The organism is Microcoleus sp. AT8-B5 (genome assembly GCF_036705565.1).
GTDB lineage: Bacteria > Cyanobacteriota > Cyanobacteriia > Cyanobacteriales > Microcoleaceae > Microcoleus.
The window spans coordinates 57,169-70,740 of sequence record NZ_JAUBUY010000012.1 but is presented as its reverse complement, the minus strand read 5'-3'; the positions used below and the strand labels follow the sequence as shown (position 1 = coordinate 70,740).

Genomic DNA, 13,572 nt, shown 5'->3' with positions numbered 1-13,572 from the left:
CCTGAACAATACTTGATTTTAATCTAATCGCTGATTGGTGGGCGACGAATCACCAAGCATCTTCGGAAACATAGCGACTAACAAGGTATAATATATTAGGTTGCTCTGGGCCACGAGCGTTGATATAGCGGTTGTCAACTTTCGTGAGGTACTTGCCAATTAATTACCAATTCCCCACTTCTGCCATTCTTTAATCTAAAATTCAAATCTATACCTCATTCACTTGAGAATTACTATACACATCTCCCCAACCCTTTCCTAAACGGGGAGATGTCACCTTCAATCCTTGGGCAAAATTTGGAATTGCCAAGTGGAAATGAGGAATTGGGAACATTTTCTCTCCATCTCCTTCATCCCCAGTTTAGGATATTACTTTCTTTTCTCAATTAAACTAAGGATTTGAGATTTAAAGCCGCTTTGTTAAGTGTTTGAGTGCCAATTCGACTTTGGGTAATACCGCTGGCTGTTTCCGCTGCTCCTTTATTCAGAACATTCATCGCATCTACCACTTGCTCAATAGCGATCGCCTGCTGTTTGGTATTAAGATAAATTTGCTGACTGCTGACAACAACACTGTTAATAGCATTAGCAACATTGTTAAAATTATCCGCCGCACCTTCAGTCAATTTCAGGCTATTATCTAAAGTTTTCTTGCCCTCATCTGTTACCATCACTGTTTTATTAATGGAATTCTTAATACCGTTTATCAAATCACTAATCTGATCCGACGATTTTTTGCTTTGATCTGCCAGTCTGCGAATTTCCGTCGCCACCACCCCAAACCCCTTTCCTTGTTCTCCCGTGCGTACTGCTTCCACTGTAGCGTTAATCGCCAGCATATTAGTTTGACTAGCCAAATCGCTGACTAAATTGGTAATATTAGCAATCTGAGTGGTTTGCTGGCTCAAATTTAAAACTTGAGCGGCAATTGCTCCAACTTTTTCCGTCAAACTTAACATTCCCTGCTGGGTTTTATGCACCACTTTACTGCCTTCTGCGGCCATATTTAAGACATTACTGGCATTTTCAAGGGCTGATTGGGCTTGCATAGCTGATTGCCTCGATGATGCGCCCAATTCATCCATTGTGGTGGTTGTTTGATTAACAGAAGCAGCTTGTTGTACAGCAATACGTTCCTGTTGCTCAATTGTAGCCGCTATCTCGGTAGAAGAACTGACAATCATATTAATAATACCTTTGAGCGCTCGATCTAAAGGTTTGGCGATCGCTATGCTTAAAGATATGCCTAAAATAATCGCTATTAGCGGCCCCAATGTCATGCCCAATACTACAGCTATTTGAGTTTTTTTACGATCGTTTTCTGCGCTTTTATAAGCTTCGTCTGCTTCCTTTCGGTTGGATTCAGCTACTGCTAAAGTGGCTTGTTCAGATTTGATAAATCTAACACGAATCACCTTAGCTTGCTGACTAAGTTTATTCAAAAGGTTAGTAGCTGTGTTTGCTCTTGCCATTTCCGGCGAATTACTTTTACCCTGCTTAAGTAGTTCAATCTGCAAAGCCAAAGGATTGAAAATTCCCAGTGTTTCAAATTCTTTATTAATTAGCAGGAGTTCTTGAGCTTCCTGCTGCCACTCCTCCCAATACTTAAGCATTTGTTGATATAGTGCGTCTTCATCTGAGGTACGAGGAAGCACTTCGTATGCTTTAAAGCCATTTTGAATCTGCTGCCAAGCCTTGTCCATTCTGTTTAAAGCATCTTGCCTTTCTGCTTGACTGAGTGCGGGATGAATTAGCGCTCTTTCGGATGACTCAATTTGGGTTTGTCCCTCGTTAATTTTCAATAATGCTTCAATACTCGGTAATTTATTTTTACCGAGAGTCTCTATGTGTTGACTGAGATTGGATGTTGAACTCCATCCTACCCAGGCTACTAAAAATACTAAAAGTCCCATCGTCAGAAAGGCACTGATTAGTCTGGTTTGTAAATTCATTTTTCTCAACATACTATTTCTGCTTACTTCTACTACAGTTATCCTCGCTGCAATTATGGACATATCTTGTATATTATAGCTTCTATCAGGTAGATGAATTACCTATTAAAAGTTTACATTTGAGGTTTTACCTGTTAAAAAAAGTAGTAATGAATTGATGAGTAAGCTGTTCGGCATTTAAAAGACGATAGTAGGGTGCGTCATTACAGAAATGTTTCCCGCATAAGCGCGTAAGTGTTAACTCCTGACCACGAATTTCAAAGGTGGTACCCGCCACGTGATTTATCTGTGGAATCAATTGAAAGCATCTCAAATCGAAAATCCTCAAGAAAGAGCATTTATCCGGGGAGTCAATTCTTTAATCTAAAATCTCAAATCTCAAATCGATTGACGCACCATACAAGCCTCGTTACTGCTTTAAATGCTCCACAGCTTATAGCAATCCTCGCATCAGTTGTACAAATATGTAGGGCTAGTGCCCTGTGCCTACCCCCCACGGATTGGGGCAACCGGGCGTGAGTTTTGCCCCTACAACAATTACACAATTCACTTAGAATCGCTATAAGCTGTTGCGGCCTTTAAATTATATGTCAAAAAACAATCAAACTTTTGTGGGGATTAGGGTTGGGCTTCTAGCCCGCCCCTAATATAGAATTTAAATGCGCGACAGCTTATAAGTTAATTTAATAAGGAAAATGATACAATTATATTTGAGGATTTTATGCTCAGGTAACTTACCGAGATTATGGAAAAATGCTTTGGGAGTGATGGAGAATAATCATAGAAACACACAAAATAATTAAATAAAGTAATCAATAAAAAGGGCGAAAGTAATATACTTGTCGCCCCCTTCGCCTGATTTATCATAAACCTGAAAAATTAGGATCAAAATTTAAAAATATTTTCAGTTTGATTAACAAAAAAAATATCAATAATTAGGAAATGCGATCGAGTTTGCATTTCGTCAACTTTCTCAGCAAGATATTTGGAACTGGTTTACACACTGGTGTTATTGTACTTCATCTATCTGAAAAAGGTTATACGGGAATCGCTTGTGTCTGTGCAGACTTACTAGCGGGAAGTGAGCAATTCAATCTAGCCAAGTGTGGAAATCCCGTCAGGGAAAAACGCGAAAAGCCAAAGTGTGAAGTTTGGAAGCCCACGCCATAACTGTAATCAGTTTGGCGTTGGGAGGATGTTACTGCTTTTCCTTAGTCGATCGAGATTGACTGAGGCCCGCTGCTTTTACCGTTGGTGGGTTCGGCTGGGGGAGTAGTGTAGGAAGTTGAACCAGCTTGCTCGTCGATCCAGCTTTTAACGGGATCTTCGTGAAGGTTGAGTCGAAGCAGGCCAGATAAAAATCCGCCCGCGAAGGCGATCGGCTGTTCGATCAATTCTTTCGCCATTGGGATGAGTTCGTCGATGAACATTCAAGAGTCTCCTTGTGTTGCAGGGGTTCTACCTTAACTGTATCGTTTGTACTGCGATGCTGGCAGCAGGCTACCAAAAACCTTGTTGTCAGCGCTGAAGATGGGCGATCCTCTTCGTTGGCGTAGCCCCCGTAGGGGCGGGCTTCGCTAACGGGCAATTTTTCGGCTAATGACTTACAATGCTAATCAAATTGCTGCAAAAATTTTATGTGCCGTTTGCTTGGCTACCTCGGGGAGCCGATTTTACTCGATGCTATTCTGTACAAGCCGGAACATTCCCTAATTGTGCAGAGTTACGATCCCCGCGAAATGACTTCTGGCCTACTCAATGCTGACGGTTTTGGTATTGGTTGGTATCACCCGCACCTAGATACTGACCCGTTTACTTATAAAAATGTACAGCCAATTTGGAGCGACATTAACCTTCCGAGTATCAGTCGATTCGTTGAATCTGGATGCGCGATCGGATATGTTCGCAGTGCAACTTCAGGACAAGCTGTAGATTTGAGCAACTGTCAGCCGTTTCAGAACGATCGCCTGCTGTTCGTACACAACGGCTTCGTGAAGAATTTTCGGCAAACTCTTTACAGACCAATTCGCGATCGGCTCAGCGATACGCTGTATCAATCAATTAACGGTACTACAGATTCTGAGCATATCTTCGGCTTGTTTGTCAATGAATTGACAGCCGGAAATCTGACCGTACAAGCAGCTTTGCAAAAGTCGCTGAAAACTTTGGCAGAGCTAGCAAACTTTCACCAAGTAGAATTTTCAGCTAATATAATTATCAGCGACGGACACCAGCTCGTTGCCTCTCGCTTTGCTTCCCAAAAAACCCCTCCTTCCCTCTATTGGCTGCGGGACGATTTAAATTTCCCGAATTCTGTCATCATTGCTTCTGAACCTTTATTTGCTGGCAATTGGCACTCGTGCCCAGTCCAGAGCATTATCAGTGCCGGAGTAGAGCGTGATCTCGAAATCTATCCAATCTTGTAGAGAGGCAATTTATCGCGATTTGCAGCAGTGTCGCCGCGGCACTTTCAAGCTATTTGCCGACATCGACTACGATACTTTTTGTCGTCAAGCTCATCCTGATTTCAGTCCAGTTGGCTGGCACTTAGGTCACATTGCTTATACTGAGGATTTGTGGCTGTTGCAGCGGTGTGCTGGCTTGGAACCGGTCTTTCCTCAGTATCACCAACTGTTTGCTGCTGATATTTTGCCGAAAAAACAACGGGTTTTTCTGCCCGCGTTACCTGAAGTTGAATTATATCTGGACGCGGTGAGAAAAAAGGTGTTAGATTATTTGGAAGTCGCGCCGATCGACGAGCAAGAACGTCTGTGGCGGTTTATTATTCAGCACGAAAGCCAGCACTGCGAAACTGTTGCTTTCGTGTTGCAAATGCACAGGAAGAAGGAAGGAAGGCACGACACGGATTTGGACACGGATACACGGATTAATTCTCTACAAGACAGAGGAATAAAGCAGCAGAAATTCCCAATTCCCAATTCCCAATTCCCAATTCCCAATTCCCGATGCCCAATTACCGATTTGGCGATTGAAATTCCGGGCGGGGAATTTTACATGGGAAGCGATGCTGCTGAGGCTTTGGATAATGAGCGATCGCGCCACCTATGTTATTTAGAAGCATACTCGATCGATCGCTATCCCGTCACTTGCCGTGAATACCGAGATTTCATGGAATCCGGCGGCTATCAAAACCCTGATTGGTGGTCAGCGGACGGCTGGAAATGGCTGCAAGTCGAAGCCGTCTCTCAACCGCTTTACTGGTCAGAAAATCCAGCTTTCAACAACCATCCAGTCTGCGGCGTGAGTTGGTACGAAGCCGAAGCTTACTGCAACTTTATCGGCAAGCGTTTACCATCGGAAGCCGAATGGGAAAAAGCTGCGAGTTGGGACGCCACAAATCAAACATATCGCATCTATCCTTGGGGAGAAGAACCGCCAAACGGCAGCCTGTGCAATCACGGCAATAATATTGCCAATACTTCGCCAGTTGATGCCTTTCCCAAAGGAGCAAGTGCGGCAGGCTGCTATGATATGTTGGGCAATGTTTGGGAGTGGACTGCTTCAACCTTTGACGCCTATCCGGGATTTGAAAGTTATCCTTATAGGGGATATTCTCAAGTTTATTTTGATGGAGAACACCGGGTTTTGAAAGGGGGGAGTTGGGCGACTTTTCCGCAGGCTCTGCGATCGACCTTTCGGAATTGGTATTATCCGGGCGTGCGGCAAATTATTGCTGGTTTTCGCTGCGCTAAGTAGTTTGCTAGGTAATTATAATTACCATCAAGTTTGTTCATATTAAGGAATTTAGTCAGCGGATTTTTCAAATTAACAAATTCCTTAATACTTGCCTTAGAAAGCTTATTTGACGAACATCAGATAAAGGGCTGGAGAGGGAATTGGGGACAAAATTTGTTTGCAAAATTCCCAACATTTTTCCATGTGACAAGCTCAAATAAAACAAGTTTGGTTAAGTATTCAATAATTTTTGTGGATAAATTTTAAGTTTTAATTGTGGATGCGAGATCCATCGGGTGAGACAATACAGAACGGAGAGTCACCTGAAAAATCTGACTTGATCGCGATATTTGGCAACGCGACTGCGTGCTATACCCATGTGTGCATCTAAAAATTACTTTATGAAATCCCCAAGACTGTCCGACACAACCAACTCAGCCTCAACAAAAGAAAACCGGCTGCACTTAGAGCGACTGGTGAGCGCTGCGGCACTGACACCCGCAGAAATCAATGCTGGCAGCGATGCAGTTAGCGGGTTGACTCAAACCCCCAAATCCCTGCCTCCAAAGTATTTCTACGACGATCGCGGCTCGAACCTGTTTGAGTTGATTTGCCAGTTGCCGGAATACTACTTGACACGCACTGAGACGGCTATTTTGCAGGGGTGCGCGGGGGCGATCGCCAATTTAACGGGCCCCTGCGAAATCGTCGAACTCGGCAGTGGCAGTTCCACCAAAACTCGGATTCTCCTTGATGCTTACAGTCAACTGGAATATCCCCTGCACTATTTGCCGATCGACATCAGTCCTACTATCCTAGAAAGCAGCGCTTGTCAACTGTTGGCAGATTATCCGTCGCTCCAGATTCACGGACTTGTCAGCACTTACGAATTAGCCTTAGCTAAAATTGCACCGTCGCCGTTGCCAACCCGAATGATTTGCTTTCTCGGCAGTACCCTCGGCAATCTCAACGCTCAAGAATGCGATTTGTTCTTCTCGCAAATTGTCGGTGCATTGCAGCCGGGAGAGTATTTTTTGCTGGGAATTGACTTGGACAAATCTAAGGATATTTTAGAGCCTGCCTACGATGACAGTCAAGGAGTAACGGCAGCATTTAACTTGAATATGCTGCGACATTTAAATCGAAAATATCAGGGAAATTTTGATTTAGCACAGTTCGAGCATTGGGCTTTTTACAATCAAGAGGAATGTCAAATTGAAATGCACTTGAAAAGTAAAAAAGCGCAAACAGTGCACTTGCGTTCTCTCAATTTAACGGTTGAATTTGCAGCGGGAGAAACTATCCGCAGCGAAATATCGCGCAAGTTCAATCTCACTACTGTAAAAAAAGAACTGTCGCAGCGTGGTTTAATGCCGGTGCAAGTTTGGACAGATCCAAATCAGTGGTTTGGCTTGATGCTTTGTCAAATTTCTGATGTTAATAAATGAGTTCTTCAGATATTACGCACAGTCAGGACACGGCACTGCCCTGTCCCTGCAAATCGGGCGATGGCGTCGGGTTCTCGCCCGTGCTACGACGTTTTGGGGTAGGGACACGGCACTGCCGTCTCCTCAATTTCTGTGTTGTCGATGGTTCTGAATTCAGGATATCCTGTTAGGAATGAGAATTAAATAACTTCCACAATAACAATTAAAATTGTAAGTTATTTAATTCGCGATCCTTAGCAATTACTAATTACCAATTAACAAATCGGCCGCTGTCCGGGTTTGACGGCGTGAATGTACTCACTGCCCGAGGTTGGCCATCCCCGCTTATAATAAGCTTCCTCCGGCTTCCCCCAGCCCAACTGCAACAAAATTTCTAGAAAATCCAACTTTTCCCACTTGGAGAGATTGGCCCATTCTGTGCGCTGGGCTATAGCTTCTACATCAACCGGCTCGATCGATCGAAAATCCTTCCCGCTGTTAATGCTTAAATACAAATCCATCCCCGCAGTTACCTGCTGCCAGAATTCCAACATAGCAATCTTAGCTGCCTTCAACGTAATCAAATCAACCGGTAGAGCTATTAATTCGTCATCCACTGCCGGATAGCGTAGAGTATTGCCTTTAACCGCCATTTCCCGCCAGACAATCCCAGAAACTTGATGTTCCCGCTGGTATTCGTGCACAGCCGCCTTAAAATTTTGATAAGCAGTGAACTTCTGAACACCCTCAGACTTGAGAAAGCGGTCAATCACGGGGTTGCCTGTAGCAGGAGTTTGAGTCAAGTTGAGACGCCGCCCATGCAAGCAGGCTTGGCGCTCTTCTTCGAGGATTTTAATGAGTTCCGCCGTGCTGTAGACCTTGGACATCTTTATTGAGGCAAAATCAAGATATTGGCTGATATTCGGCTGGTTTTCTCGACTAATCTTCGGTAAAGATAGTTTGGCTGTTCTGGGCAATATTCAGTTTTGCCGTTATTCTAACTTTTCTTGCTGCTTAATTCTAGTGTGAGAGTTTACAGGAGTCGATCGGCGAAATCCCGACAGCCTCTTAAAAAAAGCAGTTAAGAGGGTACTGAATCACGAACTAGACTGGGAACTGCACCGCCGACGTACCTCGCGGGATTTTTCGCCAAAAACAAAGCCCCCTCCAAGGAGGGGGCAAAACTGATGCCAGAGGTTTGGGAGTTTTATTCGATGGGTCGATCGAACAACCCGAAAAAAAAGCAGCATTCGCACCTGCCGTCAACTACCAAAACTCAAATTTTCCTTGTCAAAGTTTAGTAGCGTCCGCGTGCAGGGCGATCGTTGTCGCCCCAGCCGCCGCCGCCCGAAGGGCGTCTGTTGTTGTTGTTCTCGCGAGGTTTGGCTTTGTTGACTTTCAAGTCGCGGCCCATCCACTCAGCACCGTCTAAAGCTGCGATGGCTGCTGCTTCTTCTGCCTCGCTTGCCATTTCCACAAAAGCAAAACCCCGCATCCTGCCTGTTTCCCGGTCCACTGGCACTTGGACGCGGCTTACAGTACCGTACTCGGCAAATACTTCGTTGAGGTCGTCTGATGTTACCTCATATGAAAGATTACCCACGTAAATCGACATAAAATCTCCAGAATCATTAGGGTGCAGAGACTTAGATTCGGAGAGACGCTTGTAAATAAACACCAACAAACTACGCAACCGAATTTAATTCTTGGAAAACCACTATAACATGAAGCCAGCAGAATCAGCAATTGGCTGGCATAATTTTCAATTTTGGGTGCCGTCGGGCAATCGCCAACAGAAAGTATTCGTGATAACTGACATCTTACACTCTTGGCCTCATCCACTTGGTTTCTTGCTGCGCGATCGACCTGATATCTGAGATTTTTAGTCCCTGTTACCAGGTTGATTGGGTCTGATTGAGAACAGCGCCTGAGATTCAGTTATAACTGACAAAGTTCATCGACTACTTTAGACATTGACTTGAATATTCGGTTAGTGAAAAAACCTGACGGTCAATTGAGTACATTTAGACCGCAGGCTTCTTTTTCCTTTGTTTCAAAGGCTTTTTATAGTGAGGTAGTTCCACCCCCACTTGCTAATATACTATCAGATTATTTCCAGATTATCAAGGGATATAGCGCTACTTTCTGGGCAGTGCGATCGTCTTAAGCGCCGATCGACGTGCGGTGACTTGTACTGTCTTATTTTTGAGTGAGGTACGACGCTAATTCTGGAATTTCACCGGCGCGCTGCCACTCGGCTTCCCCGCGCCGCACTTTGGTTCGGGCTGTGATTTCCTGAACTTCCCATAATTGCAATTTGGTATAGGGCCCTTTGGCTTCACCGCTGCGAAAGACGTACCATTGAGCAACTTCAGGAGTTGGCTGGGTCGATCGTCTTACTGACTTCATCCGATTCATTCCAGTTGTGGTTTTGAGCTGATTTAGCTCTTGTTCTACCGGATTGGGAGGCGCTGAGTTAGAATTGGGCGATCGCTTTTTCTTAGCTTCCGGCTTACCTCTAGCAATTTCTACTTCGCGCGGCCACCCCCAGAAATGCCACACCGCCACCCACACTAGCGCCACGGCAGATCCTAAAATATCTTCTTGTGTTTCTGACCATTCTTTCGACTCTCCAAACAGCAGAAAACCGATCGCACCGAGTACGATCGCTATGAGGTTTAGGTAAATTAGGTTGGTAGTGTCGTTAGCTGCTAAGTGCCAACTGGTTGTGTGCCGAACAAAAGATTGGCTGGTTGCTGTTTTGTTGTGTTTCCAGGCTTTTCGGGATTGAAGGCGACTGTAACCAGGAGAGTCAGCGGGCCACCAAGTCGCGGCCCAATTAACTAGATGCGCTGACCAATACTGCAAAGCTGCATATCCCACTATCCCGCTTAGCAGTACGCAAATAACTAACAGAAAGGTTGTCAGCGGCAGTAGCTGTATTGGCACGATTTCTGCCGTCGCAACAGTTAGCAGAAAAAACGGAGTACCAGTTAATACTGGAACTAAAAAAAGTTCAAGTATCTTTAGAAGGTATGCATAGAAAATCCCTAAGAATTTAAGAATAATTTTAAGCAGTTTTGCAAAGCGGAAGTGATACAGGTAAGCAGAGGCGATCGCACTTCCTAGAATTACAGCAACGAGGGCGCCCGAAAAGCTTCTGATCGGCAGCATAAAAAAGGCAGTCGGCGGAATTCCCATCAAAATCGCAGCAGGTAGCGTCAGAAATGCGATAATACCTTCCCTCCAGTGGTGCCAAGCTGATACAGTCGGCGGTTGCTGATTGTGTCGGCGAATTTCCACCCACTCTGCAAGCTTGGTTAACCCCCAGTGATAGAAAGCAAATAACCAGATTTGGCAAAACCAAGCAAGTACGATCGGGAATTCCCAGTCAGAGTTCCTGATGGTGTACCAGTACGTCCTGCTAAATCCGTAGGAATAGTAGTAAGCATTGGGCCACAGTAAAGAAACAATCAGCCAAAAGCTAATGCTTAAGGCAAACCCTCTGGCGCACGATCTAGGATCGGGGAGGAATTTCGGCCAATTATTCATGGTTGGGATAATTTGACGGGATATCAATATTGTCCCATTGCGCCGATCGTTCTGGGCTGTGCGATCTTAAGCGCCGATCGCTTGAGACCGATCGCCCGATCTGGGACTATTTAAATTAAGTTGCTGAAATTTACCAACTTTAGAATAAAGATAACTTTGCTTCTGCCAGTTCCTTGTCCATCAAAAAATCATCTATTCTACTAGCGACAATCTGACAGTAATCAGCCCTAATTTCAAATCCAATAACTTGTCGCTGCCAACCCAGAGCCACAATTGCTGTAGTCTCGGAACCCATAAACGGATCTAAAACAATTTCGTTTAAATTCGAGGCCGACTTGATGATGCGATCGACAACAGCAACAGGAAATTGAGCGGGGTGAGGCGTGCGTTCTTTTGAAGCTCAGTTTTTCCCCGACGTAACTTTTGGGAACTGCCAAACATCCGTCGGATTTTTGCCTTTTAAGTTTACTTTAATCTTGCCGTTCTTTTTCTGATTCGGATATTTCACATTTGGGTCGCGCACTTCATCCAAATTAAATGTATACTTGTCTTGATTTTTCACATACCAGAGAAACTTTTCATTGCGGGGTGAAAAGAACTTGCAGCCCGCAACTCCCGCGCCTTAGTTCCAGACAACTTTTTGAATCAGATAAATTAGGCAATTAGGAGCTTGGAAGTACGGTTTACCTAAAATATTCGCGATCTCAGTCAAGCTCATGAAATATTGGGGAGAGATTTTGTTGACAAGATGCAATAATTATAGTAAGTGACTTGAGAAATATTGTCAAACTCATCTGGATTGGCCGATCGCCCTGCCGGATACAAAAGGTTACAATCACAAATAGATTCTATTTCCATAACATTACTGTTTATAGATTGAACTGCTCAGTGACAAATAACAACACCTCAACTCAATCCTTTCAATTTGACTCAATTGACAGCGCCCTCGTAGACCTCAAAGCAGGTCGCCCCCTGGTAGTAGTCGATGACGAAAATCGCGAAAACGAAGGCGATGTGATATGTGCCGCCCAATTCGCCACCCCCGACAACATCAATTTTATGGCCGTGAACGCGCGGGGTTTGATTTGTCTGGCATTGAGCGGCGAAAGGCTCGATCGCCTGGAACTGCCCCTCATGGTCAGCAAAAACACTGACAACAACCAAACTGCCTTCACCGTCAGCATCGATGCAGTCAACGGCGTCAGTACCGGTATCTCCGCCGAAGACCGGGCACGCACCATCCAAGTCGCCATCCACCCGGACACCAAACCTCAAGACTTGCGCCGTCCCGGTCACATTTTCCCCCTGCGGGCGATCGACGGTGGCGTCCTCAAACGCGCCGGTCACACCGAGGCCTCGGTTGACCTCGCCAGACTCGCTGGCTTGTATCCCAGCGGCGTCATCTGCGAAATTCAAAACCCCGACGGTTCGATGGCGAGATTGCCCGAATTAATCGAGTACGCCAAAACCCACAACCTTAAAATAATCAGTATTGCTGACTTAATTAGCTACCGACTCAAGCACGATCGATTCGTCCGCCGCGAAACCGTCGCCAAATTGCCCACTCAATTCGGCGAGTTTATGATTTACGCCTACCGCGACACCCAAGACAACTCAGAACACGTTGCTATTGTCAAGGGCGACCCGGCAGAATTTAAAGACAAACCCGTGATGGTGCGGGTGCATTCCGAATGCCTGACCGGCGATGCTTTGGGTTCCCTGCGCTGCGACTGCCGGATGCAACTGCAAGCGGCACTGAAAATGATCGAAAATGTCGGTTCTGGCGTCATAGTTTACTTGCGCCAAGAAGGTAGGGGCATTGGATTGGTAAATAAACTAAAAGCTTACTCGCTGCAAGATTTGGGATTCGATACAGTCGAAGCCAACGAACGGTTAGGATTTCCCGCCGACTTGCGGAACTACGGCGTCGGAGCACAAATGCTCAACGATTTGGGAGTTCAAAAAATTCGCTTGATTACCAACAACCCGCGCAAAATTGCAGGGTTGAAAGGTTACGGGATTGAAGTAGCCGATCGCGTCCCCTTACTAATTGAAGCCACAGATTACAACTCGATCTATCTGGCAACAAAAGCCGAAAAACTCGGTCATATGCTACTGCAAACTTATTTAGTAACAGTGGCGATTCAGTGGAACGAAAAAGCAGAAGGAAAAGAGGAAGATTCTGCCATTCAAAATCGGTACGAACACCTCGAAAAACTGCGGCATTTGGCGGCTAACCAGCACTTGCTGCTGCAAGAAGAAGCGCGGCCGGTGGGCATAGCCCTGTTCGGAGAAGGCTCTCTCATCGTTCACCTGGGCTTCGATCAAGCCGGACTCGCAGCCCCCGACTGGTACTCGGAGGTAAACCATCCTTACGTCAAGGCGATCGGCCAAATTCTGGGTGAAATCAGCAATGAGCCGAATTTGCAAACATTAGAATTCATGGTTTCCTCCGGTGCAGATCCGCTCAAAACCCTGCAAGTCCAGCTCGATCGCGAGACATTCGTTTTGCCGGAATTAACCGGAATTTGCGATCGGCTCGAACCTCAAAAAATCTACAGTTTTGCTCCTCTTCCCTGAAGGCAGAAGGTAGAAGCCAACCCCCCCCTACCCAGGGCAGTTTCATTCTCTTGTAGGGGCAATCCCCCTGTGGTTGCCCCGATATCTGAAACCCCGACCCGCTCGTCTATGGTGGGGCGGGCACTCTTGGCACCGCCCCTACAAAAGCCTGATTTTCCGTAGGGGCAATCCGACCCCTACTCCCCGTGGTTGCCCCGAAACAGCCTTGCCCCTACCCCAGCAGGGGGGAAGGCTGAAGCCAAGAAAAACTGTCAATTTCAGAACAATACTTGTTGATATCAGCATCTTCCTTTCGTCAGAAAGCAGCCACCAATAAAAACAGTGAATAACAATGTTGATTGCCGTCTAATATTATGTCCGGTCGA

11 protein-coding genes and 1 pseudogene are annotated in these 13,572 nt (G+C 45.6%); 5 read left to right on the top strand and 7 right to left on the bottom strand.

Translation table 11 applies throughout. The annotated features are described in order from the left end of the window. Window positions 1-208: 208 nt before the first annotated feature. The 3 genes from QUB39_RS10695 to QUB39_RS10685 all read right to left on the bottom strand — a co-directional run bounded on the left by QUB39_RS10695 (window position 209) and on the right by QUB39_RS10685 (window position 3,382). Window positions 209-334: a hypothetical protein gene (locus QUB39_RS10695; RefSeq protein ID WP_333208465.1), complete on the bottom strand. Its 126-nt coding sequence runs from the start codon at window positions 332-334 to the stop codon at window positions 209-211. Between the two features lie 52 nt (window positions 335-386). Further along, a complete protein-coding gene (locus tag QUB39_RS10690; RefSeq protein ID WP_333208466.1) occupies window positions 387-1,952 on the bottom strand; it encodes a methyl-accepting chemotaxis protein in 1,566 nt (521 codons plus the stop codon). Between the two features lie 1,211 nt (window positions 1,953-3,163). Continuing rightward, a complete protein-coding gene (locus QUB39_RS10685; protein WP_333056154.1) occupies window positions 3,164-3,382 on the bottom strand; it encodes a hypothetical protein in 219 nt (72 codons plus the stop codon). Between the two features lie 207 nt (window positions 3,383-3,589). On the opposite strand from QUB39_RS10685, the gene egtC reads away from it, so the two are divergent. From egtC to egtD, 3 genes are all read left to right on the top strand, one after another. After that, window positions 3,590-4,378: an ergothioneine biosynthesis protein EgtC gene (gene egtC, locus QUB39_RS10680; RefSeq protein WP_333208467.1), complete on the top strand. Its 789-nt coding sequence runs from the start codon at window positions 3,590-3,592 to the stop codon at window positions 4,376-4,378. Then, window positions 4,350-5,669: an ergothioneine biosynthesis protein EgtB gene (locus QUB39_RS10675; protein ID WP_333056156.1), complete on the top strand. Its 1,320-nt coding sequence runs from the start codon at window positions 4,350-4,352 to the stop codon at window positions 5,667-5,669. Before egtC ends, QUB39_RS10675 begins: the two co-directional genes overlap by 29 nt. Before the next feature lie 380 nt (window positions 5,670-6,049). After that, a complete protein-coding gene (egtD, locus tag QUB39_RS10670) occupies window positions 6,050-7,096 on the top strand; it encodes an L-histidine N(alpha)-methyltransferase (RefSeq protein ID WP_333208468.1) in 1,047 nt (348 codons plus the stop codon). Between the two features lie 254 nt (window positions 7,097-7,350). Here the strand turns inward: egtD and QUB39_RS10665 are convergent, their stop codons facing one another. Together QUB39_RS10665 and QUB39_RS10660 are read right to left on the bottom strand one after the other, a co-directional pair. After that, a complete protein-coding gene (locus tag QUB39_RS10665) occupies window positions 7,351-7,962 on the bottom strand; it encodes a hypothetical protein (RefSeq protein WP_333208469.1) in 612 nt (203 codons plus the stop codon). 410 nt (window positions 7,963-8,372) lie between these two features. Further along, complete coding sequence (locus QUB39_RS10660; RefSeq protein ID WP_333208470.1) at window positions 8,373-8,690, bottom strand: RNA-binding protein; 318 nt, start codon at window positions 8,688-8,690, stop codon at window positions 8,373-8,375. Between the two features lie 109 nt (window positions 8,691-8,799). Between QUB39_RS10660 and QUB39_RS10655 the strand changes: the two genes are divergently transcribed. Continuing rightward, window positions 8,800-8,952, top strand: coding sequence for a hypothetical protein (locus QUB39_RS10655; RefSeq protein WP_333056160.1), 153 nt, complete (start codon window positions 8,800-8,802; stop codon window positions 8,950-8,952). A 322-nt stretch (window positions 8,953-9,274) separates the two neighbouring features. Here the strand turns inward: QUB39_RS10655 and QUB39_RS10650 are convergent, their stop codons facing one another. Together QUB39_RS10650 and QUB39_RS10645 are read right to left on the bottom strand one after the other, a co-directional pair. Continuing rightward, window positions 9,275-10,627: a DUF4339 domain-containing protein gene (locus tag QUB39_RS10650; RefSeq protein ID WP_333056161.1), complete on the bottom strand. Its 1,353-nt coding sequence runs from the start codon at window positions 10,625-10,627 to the stop codon at window positions 9,275-9,277. A gap of 139 nt (window positions 10,628-10,766) precedes the next feature. After that, window positions 10,767-11,219 (bottom strand): annotated as a pseudogene (locus tag QUB39_RS10645) (DNA-methyltransferase); the annotation flags it as partial. A 296-nt stretch (window positions 11,220-11,515) separates the two neighbouring features. Here QUB39_RS10645 and ribBA point away from each other — a divergent pair. After that, window positions 11,516-13,207: a bifunctional 3,4-dihydroxy-2-butanone-4-phosphate synthase/GTP cyclohydrolase II gene (gene ribBA, locus QUB39_RS10640; RefSeq protein WP_333208471.1), complete on the top strand. Its 1,692-nt coding sequence runs from the start codon at window positions 11,516-11,518 to the stop codon at window positions 13,205-13,207. Window positions 13,208-13,572 lie beyond the last annotated feature (365 nt).